Annotated in this window: 24 protein-coding genes; 15 read left to right on the plus strand and 9 right to left on the minus strand. The window is 64.8% G+C overall.

Annotation, left to right across the window (positions count from 1 at the left end):
• The first annotated feature begins 11 nt into the window (after positions 1-11).
• Complete coding sequence (locus IWX62_RS04690; protein ID WP_196840218.1) at positions 12-791, plus strand: alpha/beta hydrolase; 780 nt, start codon at positions 12-14, stop codon at positions 789-791.
• Positions 792-870: 79 nt separating this feature from the next.
• Here IWX62_RS04690 and IWX62_RS04695 read toward each other — a convergent pair whose 3' ends face one another.
• The 4 genes from IWX62_RS04695 to IWX62_RS04710 form a co-directional block, all read right to left on the minus strand.
• Positions 871-2,202 (minus strand): ABC transporter substrate-binding protein, encoded by a 1,332-nt coding sequence (locus tag IWX62_RS04695; protein ID WP_196840219.1) that lies wholly within the window; start codon positions 2,200-2,202, stop codon positions 871-873.
• A gap of 79 nt (positions 2,203-2,281) precedes the next feature.
• Complete coding sequence (locus IWX62_RS04700; protein WP_196840427.1) at positions 2,282-3,115, minus strand: carbohydrate ABC transporter permease; 834 nt, start codon at positions 3,113-3,115, stop codon at positions 2,282-2,284.
• 95 nt (positions 3,116-3,210) lie between these two features.
• Positions 3,211-4,140 carry a carbohydrate ABC transporter permease gene (locus tag IWX62_RS04705; RefSeq protein ID WP_442859235.1) on the minus strand — a complete coding sequence of 310 codons (930 nt, stop codon included), beginning with the start codon at positions 4,138-4,140 and terminating at the stop codon, positions 3,211-3,213.
• Positions 4,127-6,196, minus strand: coding sequence for a beta-galactosidase (locus IWX62_RS04710; RefSeq protein ID WP_196840221.1), 2,070 nt, complete (start codon positions 6,194-6,196; stop codon positions 4,127-4,129). The genes IWX62_RS04705 and IWX62_RS04710 overlap by 14 nt, the downstream gene beginning before the upstream one ends.
• Before the next feature lie 230 nt (positions 6,197-6,426).
• Here IWX62_RS04710 and IWX62_RS04715 point away from each other — a divergent pair, with 230 nt between their 5' ends.
• Positions 6,427-7,443 carry a LacI family DNA-binding transcriptional regulator gene (locus IWX62_RS04715; protein ID WP_196840222.1) on the plus strand — a complete coding sequence of 339 codons (1,017 nt, stop codon included), beginning with the start codon at positions 6,427-6,429 and terminating at the stop codon, positions 7,441-7,443.
• Between the two features lie 21 nt (positions 7,444-7,464).
• Here the strand turns inward: IWX62_RS04715 and IWX62_RS04720 are convergent, their stop codons facing one another.
• The 3 genes from IWX62_RS04720 to IWX62_RS04730 form a co-directional block, all read right to left on the minus strand.
• Positions 7,465-7,899, minus strand: a complete 435-nt coding sequence (locus tag IWX62_RS04720; protein WP_196840223.1) for a hypothetical protein — start codon at positions 7,897-7,899, stop codon at positions 7,465-7,467.
• A gap of 126 nt (positions 7,900-8,025) precedes the next feature.
• On the minus strand, positions 8,026-9,273 hold the full coding sequence (locus IWX62_RS04725; protein WP_196840224.1) for a class I SAM-dependent methyltransferase: 1,248 nt from the start codon (positions 9,271-9,273) through the stop codon (positions 8,026-8,028).
• 1 nt (position 9,274) lies between these two features.
• Positions 9,275-10,933 carry a peptide chain release factor 3 gene (locus tag IWX62_RS04730; RefSeq protein WP_442859236.1) on the minus strand — a complete coding sequence of 553 codons (1,659 nt, stop codon included), beginning with the start codon at positions 10,931-10,933 and terminating at the stop codon, positions 9,275-9,277.
• A gap of 149 nt (positions 10,934-11,082) precedes the next feature.
• Between IWX62_RS04730 and IWX62_RS04735 the strand changes: the two genes are divergently transcribed.
• The 10 genes from IWX62_RS04735 (at position 11,083) to IWX62_RS04780 (ending at position 20,664) form a co-directional block, all read left to right on the plus strand.
• Positions 11,083-11,574 (plus strand): hypothetical protein, encoded by a 492-nt coding sequence (locus IWX62_RS04735; protein ID WP_196840226.1) that lies wholly within the window; start codon positions 11,083-11,085, stop codon positions 11,572-11,574.
• Positions 11,575-11,782: 208 nt separating this feature from the next.
• Positions 11,783-12,079: a co-chaperone GroES gene (gene groES / locus IWX62_RS04740; RefSeq protein ID WP_196840227.1), complete on the plus strand. Its 297-nt coding sequence runs from the start codon at positions 11,783-11,785 to the stop codon at positions 12,077-12,079.
• A gap of 126 nt (positions 12,080-12,205) precedes the next feature.
• Entirely contained in the window at positions 12,206-13,813 is a 1,608-nt protein-coding gene (groL, locus tag IWX62_RS04745) for a chaperonin GroEL (protein ID WP_196840228.1), read from the plus strand.
• 175 nt (positions 13,814-13,988) lie between these two features.
• Positions 13,989-14,306: a DUF6507 family protein gene (locus IWX62_RS04750; RefSeq protein ID WP_196840229.1), complete on the plus strand. Its 318-nt coding sequence runs from the start codon at positions 13,989-13,991 to the stop codon at positions 14,304-14,306.
• Positions 14,303-15,499 carry a hypothetical protein gene (locus tag IWX62_RS04755; protein WP_196840230.1) on the plus strand — a complete coding sequence of 399 codons (1,197 nt, stop codon included), beginning with the start codon at positions 14,303-14,305 and terminating at the stop codon, positions 15,497-15,499. Before IWX62_RS04750 ends, IWX62_RS04755 begins: the two co-directional genes overlap by 4 nt.
• Positions 15,478-15,843, plus strand: coding sequence for a hypothetical protein (locus IWX62_RS04760; protein ID WP_196840231.1), 366 nt, complete (start codon positions 15,478-15,480; stop codon positions 15,841-15,843). The genes IWX62_RS04755 and IWX62_RS04760 overlap by 22 nt, the downstream gene beginning before the upstream one ends.
• Positions 15,840-16,286: a hypothetical protein gene (locus IWX62_RS04765; RefSeq protein WP_196840232.1), complete on the plus strand. Its 447-nt coding sequence runs from the start codon at positions 15,840-15,842 to the stop codon at positions 16,284-16,286. The genes IWX62_RS04760 and IWX62_RS04765 overlap by 4 nt, the downstream gene beginning before the upstream one ends.
• Positions 16,283-17,101 carry a hypothetical protein gene (locus tag IWX62_RS04770; protein WP_196840233.1) on the plus strand — a complete coding sequence of 273 codons (819 nt, stop codon included), beginning with the start codon at positions 16,283-16,285 and terminating at the stop codon, positions 17,099-17,101. The genes IWX62_RS04765 and IWX62_RS04770 overlap by 4 nt, the downstream gene beginning before the upstream one ends.
• A gap of 132 nt (positions 17,102-17,233) precedes the next feature.
• Entirely contained in the window at positions 17,234-18,760 is a 1,527-nt protein-coding gene (gene guaB, locus IWX62_RS04775; RefSeq protein ID WP_196840234.1) for an IMP dehydrogenase, read from the plus strand.
• Positions 18,761-18,810: 50 nt separating this feature from the next.
• Positions 18,811-20,664, plus strand: a complete 1,854-nt coding sequence (locus IWX62_RS04780) for an ABC transporter ATP-binding protein (protein WP_196840235.1) — start codon at positions 18,811-18,813, stop codon at positions 20,662-20,664.
• A gap of 9 nt (positions 20,665-20,673) precedes the next feature.
• Here IWX62_RS04780 and IWX62_RS04785 read toward each other — a convergent pair whose 3' ends face one another.
• Positions 20,674-20,952, minus strand: a complete 279-nt coding sequence (locus IWX62_RS04785) for a hypothetical protein (protein WP_196840236.1) — start codon at positions 20,950-20,952, stop codon at positions 20,674-20,676.
• Between the two features lie 71 nt (positions 20,953-21,023).
• Entirely contained in the window at positions 21,024-21,467 is a 444-nt protein-coding gene (locus tag IWX62_RS04790) for a MarR family winged helix-turn-helix transcriptional regulator (RefSeq protein ID WP_196840237.1), read from the minus strand.
• 42 nt (positions 21,468-21,509) lie between these two features.
• On the opposite strand from IWX62_RS04790, the gene IWX62_RS04795 reads away from it, so the two are divergent.
• From IWX62_RS04795 to IWX62_RS04805, 3 genes are read left to right on the plus strand one after another with little or no spacing between them, the layout of a single operon-like run.
• The gene (locus tag IWX62_RS04795; protein WP_196840238.1) at positions 21,510-21,710 is read left to right on the plus strand and encodes a hypothetical protein; all 201 of its coding nucleotides are present in this window, start codon (positions 21,510-21,512) and stop codon (positions 21,708-21,710) included.
• 9 nt (positions 21,711-21,719) lie between these two features.
• Positions 21,720-22,859, plus strand: coding sequence for a GuaB3 family IMP dehydrogenase-related protein (locus tag IWX62_RS04800; RefSeq protein WP_196840239.1), 1,140 nt, complete (start codon positions 21,720-21,722; stop codon positions 22,857-22,859).
• 49 nt (positions 22,860-22,908) lie between these two features.
• Positions 22,909-24,633 carry a glycerol-3-phosphate dehydrogenase/oxidase gene (locus IWX62_RS04805; RefSeq protein WP_196840240.1) on the plus strand — a complete coding sequence of 575 codons (1,725 nt, stop codon included), beginning with the start codon at positions 22,909-22,911 and terminating at the stop codon, positions 24,631-24,633.
• The last annotated feature ends 5 nt before the right edge of the window (positions 24,634-24,638 follow it).

Here is a 24,638-nt window from a genome sequence, read left to right on the forward strand (position 1 = left end):
AGTCTTGACGCATGTCCACCCCAGCCCGCCGGTCGAAACGCAGACGGCTCCGCCGCGTGCTGCTGACCATCCTGCTGGGGCTCGTCGTCGTACTCGGCACTGCAGCAGCTGTCCTGCTCACGCCGTCGCCCGTCGAGGAAGCCGAGGTGGCGGCGGTCCGCGCCAACCCCGCCGTCCAGGTGATTGACCGGGAAGGCTACATCGCGCTGCTTCCGGCCGATGGCCCGGCAAAGACCGGGATGATCTTTTACCCTGGCGCGCGCACCGTCGCCGAGGCGTACCTGCCCTCCTGGGCGCCGATCGTTGAAGCCACGGGGATAGCAGTGTATCTGGCCGAGATGCCGTACGGGTTCGCCTCGCTCCGGGACGATGCCGCGCGGGACATCATCGCTGCGGAACCGGCAGTGGACTCCTGGTCGATCGGCGGTCACTCACTGGGCGGGATCACCGCCGCCCGTTATGCCGACGCCCACCCCGGTTTCGATGGGCTGCTGCTCTGGGCGGCCTTCCCCGAAGAAGAGGTTGTCCTGGCGGATGTACCGGGGCTCGAGGTGCTGGCCGTGACGGGGAGCCAGGATGAAATTGTGCCCACCCCGCTGGTGCGGGACCGGCTTGCGGCGTCGGCGGGTGGTGCCGACGTCGTCGAAATCGAGGGGATGGAGCATAGCCAGTTTGGTGCCTACCGGTCAATCTTCGGCGATGGTGACCCGACTATTTCCGACGACGACGCCCTGCGGAGCCTCGCCCGGGTGACTGCAGAATTCCTCGACGCCGCTGGTGTGGCCAGCTGAACGAGAATCGTGGAGGGACATGAGCGCCCATGTCCCTCCACGACTGTCCAGGATCAGTGGTCAGGAGGCGAGGTACCTCCTACTCCGCGACGGGTATGGACTGGGCTTTCAGCGCGTCGATGGTCTGCTGCTGCCCCTCCGCGAGTGCCTCCATCAGCGTGCCGGAGCCGCCAATCGCCGCACCGAAGCCGTCCGAGACGTCGGTGTAGGTCTGGGTCATAGTTGGGCCCCAGGTGAAGTTGGGGTCAACATTCGCTGAGGCTTCAGCGAAGACGTCGTAGATCTGCTGCCCGTCGTAGAATTCGACGCCGCCCGCGAAGGCTTCCAGCTCGGTCGCCGACTTCGCCGCCGGGTACAGTCCACCCAGCTCGTTGGCGAGGGCCAGCGCCTCAGGGTCGGTGTTCAGCCACAACGCGAACTCCGCAGCCTCGGCCGGGTGCTCCGATCCCTTCAGCACAGCGGTGGACGAGCCACCCCAGTTGCCGGCGGTCTCTCCGCCTGCTTCCCACTGCGGCATGGGGGCGACAGCCCATTTGCCGGCGGTGTCGGGTGCTCCGTCGGACAGGGTGGTGGCGCCCCAGACGGCCGAGACCCAGGTCCACTGCTGCCCCTCGTTGAACGAGGCGTTCCACTCGTCAGAGAAGGACGGGAGGGTGGACACGAGATCCTCGGACAGCAGGTCCTGCCAGTAGGTCGCAACTTCCTCGGACTCCGGGCCGGTCAGATTGACGTCCCAGCTCTCGCCGTCGTTGGCAAACCACTGGCCACCGTTCTGCCAGACCATACCGGCGAACCAGTTGACGTCTGTCTTGGGGAAGTTGGTGATGTAGGAGCCCTCCGCCTTGATCTGCTCGGCGGCGGCAGCATATTCCTCCCAGGTGGTGGGAACCTCAATGCCGGCTTCCTCGAAGAGGTCGGCGCGGTAGTACATGGCCATCGGGCCGCTGTCCTGGGGGATGGCGTAGACGGAACCCTCCTCGCCGAAGGTGGTCTGCCCCCAGGTCCAGTCAACGAACTGGTCGGCGGCCTCCGTGACGCCCGCGCACTCGGCGATATTCTCAAGCCCGTCCTGGACACGGAAGTTCGGCAGCGCGTCGTACTCGATCTGGCCGAGGTCTGGTGCGTTGCCGGCCTGGATCTGGTTGAAGAAGTTCTGGTAGGTGCCGGAGTTGCCGTTGGGGCCGGTCTGAACAGAGACCTGAATGTCGGCGTTCTCCTCGTTCCACAGCTCGACAACCTGGTCCATCCCTGGAACCCAGGTGGTGAAGGTCAGCTCGACGGGCCCGTCAGAGGCCTCGCAGGGTGCCGCTTCGGCCCCGCCACCCGAGCTGTCTTCGCCGGATGAACAACCGGTGAGAGCCAGCGCAGAGATGGCAAAGGCCGCGGTGACTTTTCCGTAGTGCACGCGCATTGTCTTTCCTATCGGTGGTAGTGCAGTGCGGGGGCGGCTGCCCCCGCACCAGGTGGTGCTGATGGTGAAAATCTGTGTGCTATTTGACGCCCCCGGCGCCGAGGCCGCTGCTCCAGAAACGTTGCAGGGCGAGGAACGCGATGATCAGCGGGACGATCGAGACGAGGGCTCCGACGATCACCAGGGACCGCAGCTCGGGGATCTGGCTGATCTGGCTGTTCCACGCGTACAGGCCCAGAGTGACCGGGAAGAGAACCTGGTCGCGGAGCATGATGAGCGGGAGGAAAAAGTTGTTCCAGATCGCCACGAACTGGAAGAGGAAAATGGTGACCAGGGCGGGAGCCATCAGGCGGGTGGACACGGTGAAGAAGGTGCGGATTTCGCCCGATCCGTCCAGCCTCGCTGCCTCGAGCAACTCCCCGGGGACGCTGGCCGCCGCGTAGATCCGTGCCAGGTAGACGCCGAACGGGCTGACCAGGCTGGGCAGGAACACCGCCCACATGGTGTTCGTCAGATTGGCCTGGCTGAAGATCAGGAAAAGGGGGAGGGCCAGCGCCGTCGCGGGGACAAGTACACCGCTGAGCACGATGTTGAAAATTGCCTCGCGTCCCTTGAACTCGTACTTGGCGAGCGCGTACCCGCACATCGCGGCAATGACGGTGCCGATCAGGGCGCCGATCCCCGCATAGATAGCCGAGTTCAGGAGCCACCGGCCGAACAGCCCGTCGCCGTAGGTGAACAGCCGGCCCAGATTGTCGAAGAACGTCCCGAACGAGTTCGCAGTGAACCACAGCGGGGCGGTCGAGGTGATTTCGCCGCCGGTTTTCGTCGACGTCGTGAGGAGCCACCAGATGGGGGTCAGGAAGTAGAGGGTGAAGACACCCATGATGAGCATCGCGGCGCTGCGCGACATGATGCTCTGGCGGGGGCCGCGCGGATTGTCATCCCGGGTATGCGGTGTGGGTCCTCCGCCGCGTGGGCGTTTGGGGGCGGTGGCTGGGGCTGCCGTCACTGGGTAACCTTCCGCTGGGTCGACTTCAGGAAGACGAAGGAGAGGATGAAGGTGGCAAGTGCCAGGACCACCGAAAACGCTGCGGCGAGATTGTAGTTCGGCACGGACGCGGTGGTGTAGACCGCGAGGTTGGGTGTGAACGTACTGTTGATTGCCGAGCTGAAGCTACGCAGGGTTTGCGGTTCAGCGAGGAGCTGCAGGGTGCCGATGATCGAAAAGACTGCCGTCAGGATGATCGCCGGGATGACCAGGGGGATTTTGATCCGCCAGGCGATTTGGATGTTGCTCGCGCCGTCGAGCCGCGCGGCCTCGTAGATTTCCGTGGGGATGGCCAGGAGGGACGCATAGATGATCAGCATGTTGTACCCGACATACACCCACGTCACGATGTTGGCGATGGCCCAGAGCACGAGGTTCGCTGACAGGAAATCGATGTTGGACGTCACCGCGCCGAAGGGTGAAAGCGACGGGGAGTAGAGGAAACCCCACATAATGGCGGCGATGACACCCGGGACGGCGTAGGGGGCGAAGAACGCCAGGCGGAAGAACTTCTTCCCCTTCAGCAGGGGCGAGTCCAGCAGCAGGGCGAACAGCAGGGCCAGCCCCAGCATGATCGGCACCTGCACAGCACCGAACACCATCACCCGGCCCACCGAAGCCCAGAAGGCGCTGTCCTGGAAGACCTGCTCGTACTGCACGAGACCGCCGAAGACCTGGCGGGGTGCCCCGAATGTCCCCTCACGTTCCACGGTGAGCAGCGACTGCACAATCGCGTAGACGATTGGAATGGCGTAGAAGGCGAGGAAGAGGAGCCCGAACGGTGCGATGAACAGGGCGACGGCGCGGCGCTGCGCCCCCGAGGACCGGTTCTTCCTCGCAACCTGGGGGGCCTTCGGCACCCCGGCCGGAGTGCTAGTGACTGTCATGGCCTGCATCCTTTCGGCCCCGAGCTGGGCCGTGGGCGTCGGTGGTTTCTGGTGTGGTGCGCACAACGCGGACTGCGCCAGCGGGAACGACGACGACACCGGCCACGGCCTCAGCTGTCAGCAGTTCCAGACCGCTGACCTGGTGCTTGCGGTCCTCGGTAGTGTGGTTGATCAGGAAGATGTACTCGTGGCCGTTCCCGCGCCGGGTGACCGACTCGAGGCCCGACTGCACCTCGGGGAGCACCACGCCGGCGGTCACCGCTGCGCGCAGCAGCAGGTCCTTGAGGACCCCGCTGTCCAGCACGGTTGCGGCATACCAGGCCTCCCCGGCGCCCGAGTGATTGCGGGTCACCGCTGGCGTGCCCGCGTGGGTGCCCGTGGCGTAGCTCAGGATCGCCTTGGCGGTGGTCAGGCGGAGCGCCTCGGACCAGAGGGTGGCAGGAGACCCGTTGTCGAGGGTGAGCGGATGCGCCGGATCGAGGGGGAAGAACTCTTCCGAGCGGATCCCCAGCAGGTCCCTGAACGCTCCCGGGTACCCACCGGGGCGCACCCTTTCGTTCTCATCGACGATCCCGCTGAAGAAGGTGATGAAGGCGGATCCGCCGTCGTCGACGAAGTCCTTGATGACTGCTGCATGCTCGTCCCGGATCAGGTACAGGTTGGGGACCACCACCAACTTGTAGCGGGAGAGGGGAGCACCCGGCGCGACGACGTCAACGGTGAGCCCCGCTTCCCAGAGCGCCGTGTAGGCGGCGTGGACCTGGCCGAGATAGCTGACGTCACCGGACGGGTGTGACTCCTGATCGTGGGCCCACCACGCCTCCCAACTGAACACCAGCGCCACCTCAGCCTGCACCGTCGTCCCGGCCAGCTCGCGCAGTTTCTTCAGGGACGCGCCGAGGCCGACGACGTCGCGCCAGGTCTGCGAATCGGTGCCGGCGTGGGGGAGCATCGCGGAGTGGAACTTCTCGCTGCCCTGCAGCGACGCGCGCCACTGGAAGAAGCAGAGGCCATCGGCGCCGCGGGCCAGATGACTGAGCGAGTTGCGGACCATTTCGCCGGGGCCCTTGGCGATGTTGCGGGGCTGCCAGTTGACGGCACCGGTGGAGTGTTCCATCAGTAGCCACGGCTGGCCCTGGGCGAGCCCGCGGGTGGTGTCGGCGGCGAACGCCAGTTCGGCCAGGGGCGCGTTGAGCCGGTGGTCGAGGTAGTGGTCGTTGGCAATGACGTCCATCTCCGGGGCCCAGGTCCAGTAGTCCTGATTGCGGATGTGGGCGGTCACCATGAAGTTGGTGGTGATGGGGATGGGGCTGTGCCGCCGGATCATTGCGGCTTCGGCCTGGTAGTAGTCAAGCAACGCGTCGGAACTGAAACGTTGGAAATCGAGTTCCTGGGTGGGGTTGAGGGCCGAGATGGTGGCCCTCGGGGGGAGGATCTGGGCCCAGTCCGAGTAGCGCTGGCTCCAGAAGGATGTTCCCCAGGCCAGGTTGAGAGCTTCAACCGTGGAGTAGCAGGCCTGCAGCCAGGTGCGGAACGCGGCGGCTGACGCGTCGCAGTAGCACAGGGCATTGTGGCAGCCCAGTTCATTGGAGACATGCCAGACGGTGACAGCGGGGTGGCTGCCGTACCGTTGCGCCACCCGCTCCACCAGCCGGAGCGCGCGCTCGCGGAATACCGGCGAACTGGGGCACCATGCCTGGCGGCCGCCAGGCCATCGTCGGGTGCCGTCAGGCATCTGCGGGAGGATCTCCGGGTGCAGGGACGTCAGCCAGGGGGGAGGGGATGAGGTCCCGGTGCCGAGGTTCACTGAAATGCCATTGGCGTGGAGCAGCTCGATGACCTCGTCCAGCCGGTCAAACGTCACGACGCCGTCGGCCGGTTCCAGCTCGGCCCAGCCGAAGATATTGATGGCGGCGAGGTTGACGCCCGCCTCCTTCATCAACCGGATGTCCTCGGGCCAGACAGCGGGATCCCACTGCTCGGGGTTGTAGTCGCAGCCGTAGACCAGCTCTCCGGTACCGGAGAGGTCGGTGACGCTGGTAGTGCTCGAATTCAACCCGGCTCCTCGTAGTTCGTGAACGTTCATTCCGAGGAAAGCCGGTGAATCGGATGCGTTCTGTGAACGCTCCCAGACTCGGCAAACAAGCTCGCCATCGAGATTTTCTGTGAACGTTCCCAGAGTAAGGCACGTCACATTTACTTGTCAACGGAATTATCGGCCCGCGGATGGAAAGCCGGCGTGGGGTGACCCTCAGGGGTAGACAAGTGCTCGGCTAAAGTACAGGTATGGAGTCAACGCGTACGCGCATCCGAAGGGCAACCATCAATGATGTTGCATCAGCGGCCGGGCTGTCCCGGGGGACGGTGTCGCGGGTGGTCAACGGGGAACGCTACGTGTCCGACGATGCAAAACTCGCCGTGGAAGAGGCGATCCTCCGGGTCGGGTACGTGCGTAACTCGGTGGCCAGGAACCTGGTCCGCCAGCAGTCCGGGGCTATCGGGCTGATCATTCATGAACCCCACTCACTGTTGTTCGAAGACCCCAACATCGGGTCGATCCTGTTGGGCGCCAACGCGGTGCTGTCGGCGGCCGACTACCAGCTGGTTTCCCTGATCATCGACTCCGAACGGGATAGCCGCCGGGTTGCGGACTATCTCCAGGGCGGTCTGGTGGACGGCGCAGTAATCGTGTCGGCGAGGGCCTCTGACCCGATTGCCTTGGCGGTCAAGAATCTCGGCGTGCCGGCAGCCTTCGTCGGACACCCACCGGGGATCCCGGATATCCCCTACGTAGCAATCGACAATGCGGCGGCAGCCGAGGCCATTACTGCCCGCCTGCTGGGCACCGGGCGCACCCGGGTAGGCATGATCGCCTGCGCGCTGGACCGTGACTCCGGCCAGGACCGGCTTGCCGGGTTCAAGGCCGCGATGGGGGACCTGTTCGATCCCGGGCTGGTGGTGGAATACCCGCTGTACACGTATGGGTTCGGGTTGGAGGGGATGCAGGAACTGCTGAGGCGTCGCCCCGACCTCGACGGCGTCTTCGCTGCATCCGACGCGGTGGCCGCCGGCGCAATGACAGCCCTGCAGGAAAGTGGCCGGCAGGTTCCGGAGGACGTGGGGATCGTCGGGTTCGACGACAGCAGCTGGGCGCTGCGGTGCAGGCCACAGCTGTCCACGGTCAGGCAGCCGGCGGATCTCCTCGGAAAGCGGGCGGCGGAACTGGTGCTGGCCCAGATCAAAGGATTGCCAAGCCCCGCGGAAGTGCTGGAGACGTCAGTGATGTGGCGGGGATCGGCCTGAGCTAGCGGAAGACATCGGGCGTCAGCGTCGCTCGGCCCGGGCGCGTTCGATCGCCACAGTGCATGCGTGGATTCCGCCCTTGCAGTAGTACATGTCGTCCGGGTAGCGGTGCCGAACCCAATGCAGTAGCCGGTCGGTGAGGCTGATCTGGGTGCGCACATCAGTAGGATCTTTCATCAGCCACCGGCTCGCGAGGAAGCCGGGCAGGCAGTGGACCAGGTCATGCGCGGTGAACAGCCGAAGAAAAGCTCCGCGGGGGTGTATTTCACGCTCAGCGGCGAGTAGGGTTCCGGATTCGGGGCCCAGCACCTCGGTGGCGTCAACCGATTCGAGATAACGGTACAGGTGTGCCATCACCCGGTAGTACCGGGCGCCGACATAGTGGCTCCGGCCCATACTGACGTCCTCGAGGAACGTTCGCAAGATGATATCGATACGGGGAGTGTTCGCTTCCATGGCCTGACTCTTCCAGCCGGCACCGACACTTTTCCTCGGGCCAGCGCTCCATCAGCGCCCGTGGCGGGCTCCGACGTCGGGCAGTTCCAGTGCAGCGCATGCCCACCAATCGGCGAAAGGGAGGTGCTAGCCGGCCACCGGCTCGACGACGATCGCCACCCGGTCCTCGCCGATCCGGGTCAGCACCAGCGTGGCCTTCTTCTTCGCAGAGGTCTTCCGGTTCTTGCCCGACCCAGCCAGCAGTTGACGGCGCAGTTCCTCCGGCGTCACCGACGTTCCCCGCTTCTTGATGTCGAGCACCCCGATCCCGTTCTCGCGCACCCAGGTCTTCAGGGCCTTGACGTTGTACGGCATCACCTGGATTACCCTGTAGGCGCGGGCGAAGGGCGTGTCCTGCAGGTCCGGCGCGCAAATATAGGCGATCCGCGGGTCCAGCAGATGCCCGCCCACCTGGTGTGCGACGTCGGCCACCAGGCCCGCGCGGATCACCGCCCCATCGGGTTCGTACAGGTACCCCTCCGGGGCGCCGATCGGTGGGCGGGTTTCGTCGTCGAAATCGGCTGCACTGGTGAGCTCGGCGGCCCCGTGGGAGCTGATGACGAGCGCGGAACGGCGCACGTCAGGTCGTTTGAGGGAGTTGAACCAGAGGGTCACCTCGGTGACGTCGCCGTCCACCGACACCCACTGCGCCTCGCAGCCAGCCGGCACGGCGGCGTGCGGGATCCCCGGGCCAAGCTTCACGCCGACCGGGGTGCCATTGTCGGCCAGCCTCTCGACAAACGACAGGGGAGGGGAGAACGCCTCGGGGTCGAAGAGCCGGGTGGTGCCCGAGGTGGAGGTGGTCCGGCGGGCCGGATCCAACCAGACGCCGTCATACCCGGTGAGGTCGAAGGATTCAGCGTCGCCGCCCACCACTGTTGCATTGGGCCAGGGCATCAGGTTCATGGTCGCGGCGGCGGCGGTGGTTTCATCAATCTCCACAGCGGTCACCTCGCGGTCGAGGCTCGCCAGAGCAATAGCGTCCGCACCGATCCCGCAGCCCAGATCGGCGACCCGCGTCAGGCCAGCTGTGACATACCGTTCGGCGTGGCGGGCAGCCACTCCGAGGCGGGTGGCCTGTTCCAGGCCCGCAGCGGTAAACAGCATGCGGGCAGCGAACGGCCCAAACTTCGTCTCCGCCTTGGCCCGGAGCCGGGACTGCGTGAGCGCCGCCGAGATCACCACCGGATCGTGCCCGGCCCTCCGCAAGGCGGTGCCCAGCCGGAGGGAGTCTGCCTCGTTGTAGGGCTCCAGCGAGTTAAGGAGCTCCCAGCCGGTAGGCGTCAGCAGGGGTGCGATTGGATCAGGGCTGGTGGACGCGCCGTCGTCGGCCATCTCAGTAGCCCCGGGCGTCCCCGGCGTCAGTGCCGATGGTGCTCAGGGTGATCTCCGGCGAGTTCTTCTCCACCCGGCGGAGTGCCCAGATGTCATTGAACAGGGCGAGGTACTCGCCGTCGGACCGGATCAGCACCTCGGTGCCGCGGATGGCGCTCAGCGCCGCCTGCGCGTCATGGGTGGTGAGGCGTGCCAGCGAGTACTGGAGGGGTTCCATCCGCATGGGTGCGCTGAAGTCGTGTTCCATCCGGTCAGCGACCACCTCGAACTGCATCGGACCCACGGCCGCCAGAACCGGCGCCTGATCGCCGCGGAGGTCCGAGCGCAGCACCTGGATGATGCCCTCGTGGCCCAGCTGCTCGATCCCACGCCGGAACTGCTTGAACCGGCTGGGGTCCTTGGAGCGGGCCACCCGGAAGTGCTCGGGGCTGAAGAGCGGGATCGGGGGAAACTCGACCGGTGCCTCGACGTAGAGGCTGTCACCCATGCGCAGGGCTGACGCGTTGACCAGCCCGACGACGTCGCCCGGCCAGGCCTCGTCGATCACTTCCCGTTCGCGGCCGAACAGCTGCTGGGCGTACTTGGTGGCGAAAGTCTTGCCGGAGTTGGCGTGGGTGACCACCATGCCGCGCTCGAAGACGCCCGAGCACACCCTGATGAACGCCACGTGGTCGCGGTGGGCGCGGTTCATGCCGGCCTGCACCTTGAACACGAAGCCGGAGAACGGAGCATCCACCGGGCGGGCGTCTCCGTTGATGTCCTTCCGCGGTCCGGCTGCGGGTGCCAGGTCGACCAGGGTGTCGAGGATGTGCTGGACCCCGAAGTTCAGGACAGCCGATGAAAAGAGGACCGGGGTGCCGGTGCCGGCGTGGAAGCTTTCCTTGTCGAACGGTTGGTTCGATTCGATCACCAGTGAGGCTTCATCGAGCGCGTCGGTCCAGGCGTCGCCCTCCTGGGCCAGTGCCTCGGCGGGGGTGAGATGCTCCTCGATGGCGAGGGATGCGCCAGCATTCTTGCGGGTGAACCGGACAAACTCATCCCGCTGCAGGTCCCAGACGCCGCGGAAGTCCCCGGCAATGCCGACGGCCCAGGTCAGGGGCATGGGGATCAGCCCGGTGCGTTCGGTGATTTCATCCATCAGGGCGAGGGTGTCCAGCCCGGGCCGGTCCCATTTGTTGATGACGGTGATGATCGGGATGTTGCGTTGCCGGCAGACCTCAAAGAGTTTCATGGTCTGCGTCTCGAGGCCCTTGGCGGCGTCAATGAGCATGACCGCGCAGTCGACGGCGGCGAGCACGCGGTAGGTGTCCTCCGAGAAGTCCGAGTGGCCAGGAGTGTCCAACAGGTTGATGACGGTGTCGCGGTAGGAGAACTGCAGGGCCGTGGAACTGATGGAAATGCCGCGGTCCTTCTCCATCTGCATCCAGTCGGAGACCGTTTCCCGGCGGTTTTCCTTGCCGTTGGTGGCACCAGCCGTCCCAATCACCCTGGCGTGCAGGGCGAGCGCTTCGGTCAGCGTCGACTTGCCGGCGTCGGGGTGTGAAATGACGGCGAACGTCCGACGGCGGGAAGCCTCCTGGGCGATGCCGCTGTGGCTCCGGGCGGAGGCCTGTACCTGCTGGGTCACGAAACTGCTTTCGAAAGATGGTGGGAGGGCCATTGATGGCCAGCTCCCCAGTCTACGGGGCGGAGTCTAACCGCGTCGAAGCGCGTCCTGCTCACCGGGAGGTGGCTTTCGGCGGGCATGAACGTGCATGCCCACCGAAACACCCTCCCTGGTGGGCAGGACGGAAGGACTATTGTTCAACCATGGACAGTGGGGAGGACCAGCACCGGTATGAGCGTCCCGACAACGCTGCCCTCCTGCAGCGCCGGTGCGCGGAAAAGCCGGGACTCGCCGGCGGCCGGGTGGTCCTGGGGCTGCATGCCTTCGTCAAGGGATGGATAGTGACCTTCGGTGTCTGGTCCGTCGTCACCCTCCTCGTGGCGGTTGCCGACGAGATTGCGAGCCCGGGCTCCTGGGCTCTGACCGCCTGGGGCCTGATTGTGATGGTCAGCTTCCTTGTTGCGCTCTTTGTTGGATCACCGGTGGCGCTGCTCCTCGCCCTGATTCTCCGTCAGGTCCGCAAGCAGCTGCTCCACGTGGTTGCCTTCGCCGTTGTCTTTGCTGGCCTCACCGCTGGAGCGTTCTTCATGCTGGCTCCGGTCATGCAGGCAGATTTCGTCCTGGCACTTGCCGCCGTCGTCGGGATCTCCGCCGGGGTAGGCAGGGCATCGATCATCCGCAATGTGAATCCCTGAGTCATCCGGGCCGGAAATCGTCCTGCGCTCGCAGCGCAATCTGGCACTCACCTTGACCGAGTGCTAACCAATGCATAAAGTCAGACTTGGCACTCTCACCATGAGGGTGCCAACTCCTTCAGGGAAGCGTGAGCCGGCACCGCGACGACGGTCAACGCCAACCGAAGGCCTTAATTCCATTTGTCACCCAAGCGAAGGAGAGGTCCGCGTGCCGGTCTCTATTAAGCCTCTTGAGGATCGTATTGTTGTCCGCCCACTGGAAGCCGAGCAGACCACTGCCTCGGGTCTGGTTATCCCGGATACTGCCAAGGAAAAGCCCCAGGAGGGCGAAGTTGTGGCAGTAGGCCCAGGCCGCGTTGACGATAACGGAAACCGCGTCCCCGTCGATGTAGCCGAAGGCGACATTGTCATCTACTCCAAGTACGGCGGAACCGAAGTCAAGCATGCCGGTCAGGAGTACCTCGTACTCTCCGCCCGCGACGTGCTGGCGATCGTCGTTAAGTAGTTTTCCCGAGAGAACCCCGGCCGTACAGGCCGGGGTTCTCTCGTCGGTGCGTGAAGACGCGCCAAGACCACCAGCAGTACCAGGTATTGCACATGCAGGATTTGCACAATGGAAGAGGAACACATCATGGCAAAGCAGTTGAAGTTTGATGACGCTGCACGCCGCGCACTGGAAGCGGGAGTCAACAAGTTGGCTGACACCGTCAAGGTGACGCTCGGCCCCCGCGGCCGCAACGTCGTGCTGGACAAGAAGTGGGGCGCCCCCACGATCACCAACGACGGCGTGACCATCGCCCGCGAAATCGAACTGGACGACCCGTTCGAGAACCTTGGCGCCCAGTTCGCCAAGGAAGTGGCCACCAAGACCAACGACATTGCCGGTGACGGCACCACCACCGCGACCGTTCTGGCGCAGGCACTGGTTACCGAAGGCCTGCGCAACGTTGCCGCAGGTGCCGCACCGTCGCAGCTCAAGCGCGGCATCGAGGTCTCCATCGAGGCCGTCGCCGCCCGCCTGCTGGAAAACGCCCGCGAGGTTGTCGGTCAGCAGACCGCCAGCGTTGCGTCCATCTCAGCCCAGAGCTCAGAGGTCGGCGAGTTGATCGCTGAAGCTTTCGAGAAGGTCGGCAAGGATGGCGTCATCACCATCGAAGAGTCCTCCAGCACGCAGACCGAACTGGTCCTCACCGAGGGCATGCAGTTCGATAAGGGCTTCCTCAGCCCCTACTTCATCACTGACGCCGAGCGCCAGGAAGCGGTACTCGAGGACGCACTCATCCTGATCAACTCCGGCAAGATCTCTTCGCTGCAGGAATTCCTCCCGCTGCTGGAGAAGGCGCTGCAGGCAGGCAAGCCCCTGTTCATCATCGCCGAGGACATCGACGGCGAAGCGCTGTCCACCCTCGTGGTGAACAAGATCCGCGGCACGCTGAACGTCGTAGCCGTCAAGGCGCCGGGCTTCGGTGACCGCCGCAAGGCCATGCTGCAGGACATCGCCACGCTGACCGGTGCCCAGGTAGTGTCGCCTGACCTCGGCCTCAAGCTGGACCAGGTGGGTCTTGAAGTGTTGGGTTCGGCACGCCGGATCACCGTCACCAAGGACACGACCACCATTGTTGACGGCATCGGCAGCGAATCCGATGTTGCAGACCGCGTCGCCCAGATCCGCGCCGAGGTTGAGCGCACCGATTCCGATTGGGACCGCGAGAAGCTTCAGGAACGCCTGGCCAAGCTGGCCGGCGGCATCGGAGTCATCAAGGTCGGCGCAGCAACTGAGGTTGAGCTCAAGGAAAAGAAGCACCGCATTGAGGACGCCGTGTCAGCGACACGTGCCGCTCTCGACGAGGGCATCGTTGCTGGCGGTGGCGCTGCGCTGATCCACGCCTCCAAGGCACTGGACACCGACGCATCGGTCCTCGCCCTCGAAGGCGATGCGGCAACTGCCATCAATCTGGTCCGCCGCGCTCTGGCTCAGCCACTGCGCTGGATCGCCGAAAACGCTGGCCACGAAGGCTACGTTGTGGTGCACCGGGTGGAGGAGCTTGAGCCAGGACACGGGTTCAACGCCCTCACCGGCGAATACGAGAACCTGGTCGACGCCGGGATCATCGACCCCGTCAAGGTCACCCGCTCCGCCCTGCGGAACGCGGCATCCATCGCGGCTCTGATTCTCACCACCGAAACACTGGTGGTCGAGAAGCCTGAGACCGACGATGAAGAGGGCCACAGCCACTAGCCCCTCAAAAGGCTATTCAGGCATCAACAGCACCCCCGGTCCACGGACCGGGGGTGCTGTTCATGAGTGGGCAGTTCTCCCCATCGCGGGATGCGGAGGTCCATGACATGCTTCAGGAGTGCTGCGAGACGGTGCACGGACAACGCGTGGCTAACGAAATTGGGGACATTCGGCTGTGACAGCTTGGGATATTGACGCGGCATCGGCGCAGGGGATCGTCGCCCGCACGGTCGAAGAGATGCTCGACTTCCATGTGGCGGGCGCCGACATGAGCACAGCTATTCAGGGGGCAGCAACAGCCAGCAACAGCGCCGGGATCGCCGCCGCCCTCGCGTCGGTGCACGATGAGTATGTGGGGTTGCTCATCAGCAACGCAACGGTCCGGGCCACCAACGCCTGCAATGGAACCATCCAGGCAGTGAACTGGTACGCCCAGGGCGATCTGGAGATGGCCGCCACCTCTCAGCACAGCGCCTCGCAGGTGCCCGAATGACCGCGGTGAGCTTCGCCGGGGTCCCCACATTCGCCGACTCTGACCTCCTCGACACCGAGGCCGGGTCGATCAAGACCGCCGGAGCCCGCGTCAACGAGATTGCCGCCAACTGCAGCACCGTGTGGACGGAACTCGGGGCCGTGTACCACGCACCCGAGTCAGCCCAGGTGCTGGCCGCCTTCACCCCGGTCGATGCGTTCGCCGAGGAAACCCAAACCGTCTCGGCGCTGATCGCGACAGCCCTCACCGATTTCGCTGCGACTGTCAGAACACTCAAAACCACCTACAACGCACTGGTGCTCGACGCTGGACAGACGTCTGGGTCGGAGGACGACAGTGACGAGGCCGCCGCAGCCGACCGGGAAACCCAGATCCTCGTGGATCAGCTGGCACGCGACTACGAAGAGGCGGAAGCAACCTGCATTGCCGCCCTGGGCGCCGCTAGCGGGCAGGTGTACTCACCGGGATGGGCTGACACGCTCGGTATTGGCACCTCAACGGTCAACGAAATCGCAGACCGGGTCCAACACTCCCAGGTCCACGTCCGGGTCCCCCTCGAGACGGTCCGCTCCCCACGGGTCTTTGACCTGGAACTGGGTCCACCGATCCGGCCCACCGGGCCGCTGCACATGGACGATATGCCCTACGACTACATCGATGCCCAAGGCAAAAAGTGGACCCAGACGCCGTCAGGCGTGCTGGTCCGCACGGGTACAACAGTCGACGTCGGCAGGCCACCGATCGACGGGGAGAACTACCGGCGGTCCACGCCGCAGCTGACCACCCCCGACCGGGTGACCTCGCCGCCGGATTGGGCACGTAACGCCGGGAGGGGACTGTTCGTCGTCGACGTCGGGATGACCGTGTGGTCGCACGGCACCTCCCAGTACAACGAAGATCTGGTTAACCACCCGGGCTGGACCGACGGCCAGCGTGCGGCGAGTGTGACAGAGGACCTGGTCATCGTCGGCGGCGCCTCCCTCGCCGGAGGAGCGGCGGGAGCGTTAGCCGGCGCCAAAGGCGGGGCGATACTCGGCGCAGCGATCGGCTCAGTGATCCCCGGGGCCGGCACCGCGGCCGGCGCGCTCGTTGGCGGTATCCTAGGAGCGGTCGGCGGCGGAATCATCGGCAGCAATGTGGGCGAACAGGTCGGCGAAGGGATCAAGGACGTATGGAACTCCCTGTGGGACTAGCCAGTCTCCTTGCCGGCCTCATCATGATCCTGTGCGGCATCAACGCCTACCGGGGCAGCTGGCGGAAGTGGCTGCAGCCGGGCCTCATCCCCAAGGTGGACAGCTACGTGGGCCCTGGCCTGCTCTATGGCGGGATCGGGTTCTGCCTCGCACCACTATCAGTGCTGCTCGCCGACAGCAATTCACCCCGACCCCTCACCGTCGTCGTGGTCTCCCTGGCTATCGGAGGCATTTTGGTGTGGCTACTGAGCACCGCCTGGCTCCCGACGTTCATGCGCCCCCGCTGGGTGAAGGCCAAACAGGGTAGTAGCGACCTTTTTCCAGCCAAACCGGGAGCCCGATGAGCGAGTTCGTCCCCGAAACGACAGCGTGCCTTGATTTCCAGCGACCCAGGGATTGGCTGCCCTCCCAGGTCGAGGGAGTTGACCTCGTGGTCCTGGCGCCCGCCCACTGGGGGCTGTTCAGACCCTCTCTGGTGGTGACAAGTCAGGCCTATGACGGAAGCATCGCCAAGCTGTCCACCTTCGCCATGGCTGCCGCCATGGGCGAGTTGAAGCACACCCACCTGATTGCCTGTGACATCTGGCAGCATCCGTCCGGACCGGGCCGGAAAATCGACTACACCCACCAGCTGAACGAGCAGGTGCTGCACGTGCAGCGGTGGACCTTCGCCCATCGGGGGTACGCGGTTGACCTCACCGCCACCTGCGCCACCACGCAGCTCACCTCGGTCGACTCATTGTTTGACCACGTGGCACGGACCCTCCACCTCCGAGGCGAATCATGAACGAGTACCCACACAAAGAACCGCGCATGGACCAGTTCCTGGCGCGCCATACCGGGGAGCAGCTCGAGGAGCTCTCCGGTATCGCCGGACGGCAGCCCTACGCCTCGGCGGGACCCTTGATCACTCCAGAAACACTCGAACTGCTCGAAACGGGATCCCAGGCGGGGAAACTCGGCCGACTCGTCGCCGGGAGCAGGTCAACCGATCTCGCCCCGCTGGTTGAGGCCGGACTGATGACCGGCAAGGGGACACTCACGCCGCAGGGCCGTCTGGTGACAGGACCCTGGCGCGAGTCCTTCGCCTCGGTGCGGGTGTCAGCTCAACACCAGGGCCGGGCTTCGAACTTTCAGGTCTGGATCAGTGCGGAGGGGTGCCTGGTGTTGGCCGGTCCGTCAGCAGCGGCGATGACCAGCGGGTCCGCTCGCGCCGACGTGCATCAGGTGGACTTTCTGGCAGCGGACCACCTGTACCCGGCGCTCGCTGCCTGGATCGGGATTGCGCCGGCCTGGAACGTAGCGTCGGCAATGACGGCCCTTGACGGCGAGCTGGTGGGTGCCCGGGTCCTCGACAAGACGGTGGCGCCCCCCGCCGGCGCGGATGAACCACTGCTCAATATGTGGCAGCAGCCCTGGGTCACGTGGCGTCTGGTCGTTGAACCCGCGCCCGAAACAGCGGTTCCGGCGACGTATGTGAATGCGGGAAGCGCCGGGCACTATCAACTGGGACGCGACGAGGCGGGCACCCAGCTGACCCCAATACCGTCAAGCGTCCTGTACCGGGTGATCGCCCAACAGATCGACGGACTGCTTCGTTAGCCTTCAGGTGTGTCCAACCGCACGCCCCCGGAATAGGGTGCATCCTGCAATCGTTTTAGGATTAGAGCCTGGCAGTCCGACCATCCCTCGGCCAGCTGCTACCGAAAGACCATCTGAGAAAGAGGCGACGCAGTGAGCCATCCGTCCCAGCGTGACGAAACCCACGACCCCTTCGGATTCGTGGGGCTGACGTACGACGACGTACTGCTCCTGCCCGGCCTCACCGACGTGATTCCGTCGGAAGCCGACACCAGCTCGCGCGTCTCCAAGCGCATTACCGTCCAGACTCCCTTGCTGTCCTCGGCCATGGACACCGTCACCGAAGCGCGAATGGCCGTTGCGATGGCACGGCAGGGCGGCCTCGGGGTCATCCACCGCAACCTCTCCATCCAGGACCAGGCCGAGCAGGTGGACCGGGTGAAGCGCAGCGAATCCGGCATGATCACCCACCCGGTGACCATCGGCCCCGACGCCACCCTGGCCGAACTCGACGAGCTGTGCGGACACTACCGGGTCTCCGGTCTGCCCGTGGTCGACGACGACGGCCGGCTGCTCGGCATCGTCACGAACCGTGACACCCGGTTCGTCTCCGAACACGAATGGCCCCACCGCCTGGTCCGCGCCGTGATGACTCCCATGCCGCTCGTCACCGGGCAGGTGGGAATCAGTGGGGAAGACGCGATTGGCCTGCTGGCCAAAAACAAGATCGAGAAACTCCCGCTGGTCGATACCGACGGTGTTCTCCGTGGACTGATCACTGTTAAGGACTTTACAAAAGCCGAGCAGTATCCCCTGTCCACCAAGGACGATGAAGGACGCCTGCGGGTCGGAGCGGCGATCGGCTTCTTCGGCGACGGCTGGGAACGCGCCATGGCACTGGTTGACGCAGGTGTCGACGCACTCTTCGTCGATACCGCCAACGGCCACAGTGCGGGCGTCCTTGAGATGGTGGCCCGCCTCAAGGCCGAACGGTCCCTCGCCCACGTCGACATCATCGGGGGCCAGGCTGCCACCCGCGAGGGTGCACAGGCGCTGATTGACGCCGGCGCGGACGGCATTAAAGTGGGGGTCGGCCCAGGCTCCATCTGCACCACCCGTGTCGTCGCTGGCGTTGGCGTACCCCAGGTGACAGCGATCTACGAGTCGGCCAAGGCTGCGATTCCCGCCGGTGTACCAGTGATCGCCGACGGCGGTCTCCAGTATTCAGGTGACATCGGCAAAGCTCTGGTCGCCGGAGCGGACACCGTCATGCTGGGGTCCCTGCTGGCCGGTTCCGCCGAGGCCCCCGGCGAACTGATCTTCGTCAACGGCAAGCAGTACAAAACGTATCGCGGCATGGGGTCGCTGGGCGCCATGCAGACCCGGGGCAAGAACACTTCCTACTCCAAGGACCGCTACTTCCAGGCGGACGTCACCGGCGACGACAAGTTGATCCCCGAGGGCGTCGAAGGCCGGGTTGCCTACCGCGGCCCGCTCGCGTCGGTGGCCTATCAGCTGGTGGGAGGGCTGCGCCAGACCATGTTCTACACCGGTGCACGCACCATCGGTGAGTTGAAGGCGAAGGGCAAGTTTGTGCGCATCACCTCCGCCGGTTTGAAGGAATCCCACCCCCACGACATCCAGATGACCGTTGAGGCACCCAACTACGGCACCAAGTAGACCAGGGCCTCGTGCGCCATGGCGGGCGGACCCTGTGACGGGTGGAGTCCATGACCGATAGTGAGCTTCGCCCTCCGCACAGTCCCCGGCCGAGGCTCTCGCTCGGGCCCTACGCACGGGCCGTAGGTCAAGTCCTCAAGGTGAGTTTCAAAGCCTCACCGGGCGCCGTCGTCATGAAGGTGCTGGGCTCACTGATCGCCGCGGTCCTGCCGCTGGTGACCACCTACTTTGCCGCGCTGACCACTACCGCCCTCGCCGAGGCCTATGCGGGGAATCCCGACGCCGGTCAGCGGGCTGTGGTCTATGTGCTGATCACCGCGGGCCTGGGACTGCTCTGGGGAGCGTTCACCAGCGTGGATCGCTATATCCAGCAGGTGATGAGTTTCCGGGTGGGCGCCGTGGTGGGCGATCTGATGTACGAGCGCTTCCTGGCCCTTGAGTTCTGGCGGTATGACGACAAGGACACCGTCGACCTCTACGACCGCGCCAAACGTTTTTCCGATTCGTATGCGCGCGTCCTGGACCGGATTGCTGCGATCTTCACCCAACTGGCCTCCGTAGTGCTGGCCATCGGAGCGCTACTGCTGGTCAGCTGGTGGGTGGCGTTGATCGTGTTGATCGCGATCATTCCCAGCGTCTACCTGCAGTTCAAGCTCTCCCGCGAGCAGATGGCCCACTGGAACACCCAGGTGGATTCACGGCGGCAGCGCCGGCTAATCGAGACGAACCTGATCCGCCCGCAACACATCGCTGAGATGCGGCTGTACGGCATTGTGAAGTACCTGATGGATCTGCGTTCCCGGCTCCGCGACGCCGACGAACTGCGCCGCCTTGAGTTCCAGAAACGCTATATCCCCAAACAACTGCTCGCCGACGCCCTGCAGTACGGTGCCGAGGTGGTGGCCCTCATCTGGGTGGTGGGGCAGATCATCGCCCGGGCCCAGCCCGTGGGACAGTTTCTGTACATCCAGCAGATTGTCAGCCGCGCCCTGACCACCGCCAACGCTCTGGTCAGCTCCCTCAGCTCCATCGATGAGGACCTCGCGAACCTCAAGGACTACGAGGAGTTCATGAAGTATCCGACGGCGGTCGGCGGCGGGGCAGCCCTCCCACAGCCGCCCACCGAGGTGCGGATGGAGGACATCACCTACACCTACACCGGGGGGAGTTCCCAAGTCCTCAAGGGCGTTTCCCTGACCATTCGGGCCGGCCAGCACATCGCCATCGTGGGGGAAAACGGTGCAGGGAAGTCAACGCTCATCAGGATTCTCGCGGGGCTGTACCGACCGGAGTCTGGCCGGGTGCTCGTGGACGGGAAAGACCTCTCCACCGTCGATATCAGGTCCTGGCACCAGCACCTGGCGGTGATGTCACAGGATTTCCTCAAGTATGAATTCGCAACCGCCGCGAACAACATCTACTTCGGCGATGTGTCTCTGCCCAGGGACGACGCCCGAATAGCGCGGGCGGCACACGACGCTGAAGCCCACGATTTCATCCAGAGCCTCCCGAACGGCTTCGAAAGCTTCGTCAGTAACTGGATGGAGGATCCCCGGGGGCGCAAGGGAAGCGGGCTGTCCGGCGGGCAGTGGCAACGCCTGGCGATGGCCCGCAACTTTTATCGCGGCGCTCCGTTCATTGTGATGGACGAACCGACGTCGGCAATTGATGCCCTGGCCGAACACAGGATTTTCAGCAGGCTCTTCGATGACAAGGACCACACCATCATTGCCATCAGCCATCGGCTCGCGACCATCGAGAAGGCCGACGTCATCTACATGCTCGAAGAGGGGCGGGTGGCGGAGTCCGGAACTCACGATGAGTTAGTGAATCTCCGGGGCCGCTACTTCAGGATGTTTGAAAGCCAGTTGGGGCTCGATCCCAACCCGGCCACCGGGGCGTGAGCTGATGACTCAGGCCGGGGTCTTGTCCTTCGGCTCCTGATTCGATGACTCACGGGCGTCCCGGCCATCAGCTGGTGACTCGCTGTCCTCGGATGCCCGGTAGTCCAGCTCAGCCCTCAGTTCCTCGAAGCGGGACTCGGTTTCAGGATCAACTTCCTGATCCTCCACGTATTCGAGATCCAGCTGGCGGTTGACCTTGCTGTTGAGAATCTCCACCTGGCTGTCCTCCAGGGGTGCCAGGTCTGCCGGAAATGACTGCTCCGGTGAAAGCCTGCTCTTGTCGCCCATCGCCCGTACCTTTCAACCACTGAGTTCAAACTCCCTTGCACAGGGCAGTCTACGTTGAAAGGCCAGCGTGGTCAGCCGGCGGTCTGGGGCGCGCCGGTGCGTCCCGAGCCCAGCACTTCAATCAGGTTTCGCAGCTCAGAGCGCAGCGTCTCCGACAGGAGCCCGCCGCCGACAATCAGTGACTGTTCAATGGTCTGCGCGCTGGCCAGTGCGCTCTTCCCGGCGTCGGAGACCGAAACCATCTGGATCCGCTGATCCAAGTCGCCGCGCACGCGCTGGACATACCCGTTGGTCTGGAGTTTCTCGATGGTCTTGCCCATGGTCTGGTTCTGCACACGGATCAGTTGGGCAAGCCGTGTCTGATTGATCGGACCGTGATCGTCCAGTACGCCAAGCGCGGTGTAACCAGCGTGGGTGAGGCCCAGCTCTACCAGGCCCGCGTTCCAGGCATGATCGACGAGGCGCGCCGCGGTGGTCAACAGCCTTCCCGTGGGCCACTGCTCCAAATCCTGCATGTCGATACTTCCTTCGGTAGTGGAGATCGATGGACAAGGACCGTGCCGGCTCCTGTGTCCCGGGACGCCATCAACCCTAGTCGCCTTGGCGCCGAAAAGGAAAGCAGACTTATCACCTCCGGGCCACGGAGGCCCGCGGTCGGCTCACGGATCCACCACTTCGCTGCCCTCGCTGAGCAGTTGGAGCGCCTCGCCGAGGCGGAGGAGACCGCGGCGGAGTCCTTGCAGGCCGCCCTGGGATAACCTTGGGGAGTGACTAACGAGATAGAAATTGGCCGAGGCAAGCGCGGACGCAGGGCGTATTCGCTCGACGACGTGGCGGTGGTCCCGTCCCGCCGCACCCGTGACCCGTACGACGTATCGGTGCAGTGGCAGATCGATGCCTACCAGTTCGAGATGCCAGTCATCGCGGCGCCGATGGATTCCGCCATGTCGCCAGCGACCGTCATCGCGATGGGTCGCCTCGGCGGTCTCGGAGTGCTCAACCTTGAGGGTTTGTGGACCCGGTATGAGGACCCTCAGCCCGTCCTCGACGAAATTGCCGGCCTGAGCACCGAGAACTTCAGCCCGTCCGCCACCCGCCGGATGCAGGAGATTTACAGCGCTCCCATCCAGGAGGGCCTGATCACCAGCAGGCTCGCTGAAATTCGGGAGGCGGGGGTCACCGTGGCGGGGTCCCTGACACCGCAGCGCACCCAGGAGTTCTACAAAACGGTGCTCGCCGCCGGAGTCGACATTTTCGTGATCCGCGGCACCACGGTTTCGGCCGAGCACGTTTCCAAGAATGATCAGCCACTGAACCTCAAACAGTTCATCTATGAGCTCGACGTCCCTGTGATTGTTGGCGGTGCCGCCGGGTACACCCCAGCGCTGCACCTGATGCGCACCGGAGCAGCCGGCGTGCTGGTCGGGTTCGGTGGGGGAGCCACGACGACGACGCGTCGCGCCCTGGGCATCCATTCGCCCCTGGCTTCGGCGATTTCTGACGTGGCAGCGGCCCGGCGGGACTACATGGATGAGTCGGGCGGCCGCTACGTGCACGTGATCGCCGACGGCGGGATGGGTGCCAGCGGTGACATCGTCAAGGCTATCGCCATGGGTGCCGACGCGGTCATGCTTGGCTCCGCACTCGCCCGGGCCGAGGAAGCCCCCGGCAAGGGTTGGCACTGGGGGCAGGAAGCCCACCACGATGAGTTGCCCCGCGGTGACCGCGTGAATATTGGCACGGTCGGTCCGCTCAAGGAGGTGCTGTGGGGGCCTTCCCATCACACCAACGGGACTTCCAACGTCATCGGCGCCCTGCGCCGGGCCATGGCCACCACCGGCTACTCGGATCTGAAGGAGTTTCAGCGGGTGGAAGTAGTGCTTTCCCCCTACCTTTCCAACGGCTGATTGCTAAGGTTAGGGGACGTAGTATCGAACCCGACGAAGGATCGCCGCCATGTCATCAGGTGTACTGAGCCCCAAGAACCGTGAAGACGCGATTGCAGCGTTGAAAGCCACCTCGGAGTCCGGGAAGGAACTGGACATCCTGATTGTCGGCGGCGGCGTCGTCGGTGCCGGGTCAGCGCTCGACGCCGTGACCCGTGGACTCGACGTGGGAATGGTTGAGGCCCGGGACTGGGCCTCAGGCACGTCGTCGCGGTCCTCGAAACTGATCCACGGTGGCCTCCGGTACCTCGAGATGCTCGACTTTGCCCTGGTTCAGGAGGCGTTGAAGGAACGTGGCCTCCTGATCCAGCGGATCGCCCCGCACCTGGTCCGCCCCGTGCCGTTCCTCTACCCGCTGACACGGCGCTTCTTCGAACGCCCGTACGTCGGCGCAGGCATCCTGCTCTACGACACCATGGGCATGACCTCCGGCAATTCCCGGGGAGTCCCCATGCACAAGCACCTCTCCCGCCGCGGCACCCTGCGGGCAGCGCCCAGCCTGAAGGACGACGCCATGGTGGGCTCGATCCGCTATTACGACGCCCTGGTGGATGACGCCCGGTATGTGGTCAACATGGTGCGCACCGCCGGGCACTACGGGGCCAAGGTGGCCAACCGGGTGACCGTCGTCGACTTCCTCAGGGAGGGCGAGCGGGTCGTCGGCGCCCGCGTGAAGGACCAGGAAACGGGCGAGCAGTTCGATATCCGTGCCAAACAGGTCATCAACGCGACGGGGGTCTGGACCGACGAGACACAGGCGATGGTGACCGACCGGGGCCAGATGAAGGTCAGGGCCTCGAAGGGGATCCATCTGGTGGTGCCACGGGACCGCTTCCAGTCCACGGTCGGCCTGATCCTGCGCACCGAAAAGTCGGTTCTGTTCGTCATCCCCTGGGGGCGGCACTGGATCATCGGGACCACCGACACTGACTGGGACCTGGACAAGGCCCACCCGGCAGCGTCCTCCAAGGACATCGACTACATCCTGGAGCACGTCAACAAGGTGCTGCGACGCCCACTCACCCGGGAGGACGTCGAAGGCGTCTACGCCGGTCTCCGCCCGTTGCTGGCCGGTGAGAGCGACTCCACCGCCAAACTCTCCCGCGAGCACGTGGTGGCGCACCCCGTTCCCGGCCTGGTAGTGGTGGCTGGTGGCAAGTGGACCACCTACCGGGTCATGGCCAAGGACGCGGTCGATGAGGCCACCCGGGCCCTCGACGAACGGGTCCCCGCCAGCTGCACCGAGACCGTTCCGCTGCTGGGGGCCGAGGGGTACAAGGCCGCCTGGAACAAGCGGGCCAGAATGGCAGAACGCTCGGGCGTTCATGTGGCCAGGGTGGAGCACCTCCTGCAGCGCTATGGAAGCCACGCCGAGGACATCCTGGCGTTGATCCGTGAGGACCGCGCGCTCGGCGAGCCGCTGCCCGGTGCGGACGATTATCTCGGCGCCGAGGTGGTGTACGCGGTCACCCACGAGAACGCGCGGCATATTGATGATGTGCTCACCCGCCGCACCAGGATTTCCATCGAATCCTGGGACCGCGGGGTATCGGCTGCGCCCGCCGTCGCCGCCCTCATGGCACCTTTCCTTGAGTGGAGTGACGCGCAGGTTGACCGGGAGGTCAAGCACTACCTCGCGCGGGTGGAAGCCGAACGGCTGAGCCAGGAGCAGCCCGATGACATCCTGGCCGACAGCGCCCGGATGGGTGTCGAAGATATTGTGCCGCTAAGCTAGGACAG

It is taken from the genome of Arthrobacter sp. CAN_A1 (assembly GCF_015751665.1).
Taxonomy (GTDB): Bacteria; Actinomycetota; Actinomycetes; order Actinomycetales; family Micrococcaceae; genus Arthrobacter_D.

Bases quoted from the DNA above. Each gene is read 5' to 3' on its own strand.
- IWX62_RS04690 (WP_196840218.1), top strand. From the start codon at position 12: ATGTCCACCCCAGCCCGCCGGTCGAAACGCAGACGGCTCCGCCGCGTG.
- IWX62_RS04695 (WP_196840219.1), bottom strand. From the start codon at position 2,202: ATGCGCGTGCACTACGGAAAAGTCACCGCGGCCTTTGCCATCTCTGCG.
- IWX62_RS04700 (WP_196840427.1), bottom strand. From the start codon at position 3,115: ATGTCGCGCAGCGCCGCGATGCTCATCATGGGTGTCTTCACCCTCTAC.
- IWX62_RS04705 (WP_442859235.1), bottom strand. From the start codon at position 4,140: ATGACAGTCACTAGCACTCCGGCCGGGGTGCCGAAGGCCCCCCAGGTT.
- IWX62_RS04715 (WP_196840222.1), top strand. From the start codon at position 6,427: ATGGAGTCAACGCGTACGCGCATCCGAAGGGCAACCATCAATGATGTT.
- IWX62_RS04720 (WP_196840223.1), bottom strand. From the start codon at position 7,899: ATGGAAGCGAACACTCCCCGTATCGATATCATCTTGCGAACGTTCCTC.
- IWX62_RS04725 (WP_196840224.1), bottom strand. From the start codon at position 9,273: ATGGCCGACGACGGCGCGTCCACCAGCCCTGATCCAATCGCACCCCTG.
- IWX62_RS04730 (WP_442859236.1), bottom strand. From the start codon at position 10,933: ATGGCCCTCCCACCATCTTTCGAAAGCAGTTTCGTGACCCAGCAGGTA.
- IWX62_RS04735 (WP_196840226.1), top strand. From the start codon at position 11,083: ATGGACAGTGGGGAGGACCAGCACCGGTATGAGCGTCCCGACAACGCT.
- groL (WP_196840228.1), top strand. From the start codon at position 12,206: ATGGCAAAGCAGTTGAAGTTTGATGACGCTGCACGCCGCGCACTGGAA.
- IWX62_RS04755 (WP_196840230.1), top strand. From the start codon at position 14,303: ATGACCGCGGTGAGCTTCGCCGGGGTCCCCACATTCGCCGACTCTGAC.
- IWX62_RS04760 (WP_196840231.1), top strand. From the start codon at position 15,478: ATGGAACTCCCTGTGGGACTAGCCAGTCTCCTTGCCGGCCTCATCATG.
- IWX62_RS04765 (WP_196840232.1), top strand. From the start codon at position 15,840: ATGAGCGAGTTCGTCCCCGAAACGACAGCGTGCCTTGATTTCCAGCGA.
- IWX62_RS04770 (WP_196840233.1), top strand. From the start codon at position 16,283: ATGAACGAGTACCCACACAAAGAACCGCGCATGGACCAGTTCCTGGCG.
- IWX62_RS04780 (WP_196840235.1), top strand. From the start codon at position 18,811: ATGACCGATAGTGAGCTTCGCCCTCCGCACAGTCCCCGGCCGAGGCTC.
- IWX62_RS04785 (WP_196840236.1), bottom strand. From the start codon at position 20,952: ATGGGCGACAAGAGCAGGCTTTCACCGGAGCAGTCATTTCCGGCAGAC.
- IWX62_RS04790 (WP_196840237.1), bottom strand. From the start codon at position 21,467: ATGCAGGATTTGGAGCAGTGGCCCACGGGAAGGCTGTTGACCACCGCG.
- IWX62_RS04805 (WP_196840240.1), top strand. From the start codon at position 22,909: ATGTCATCAGGTGTACTGAGCCCCAAGAACCGTGAAGACGCGATTGCA.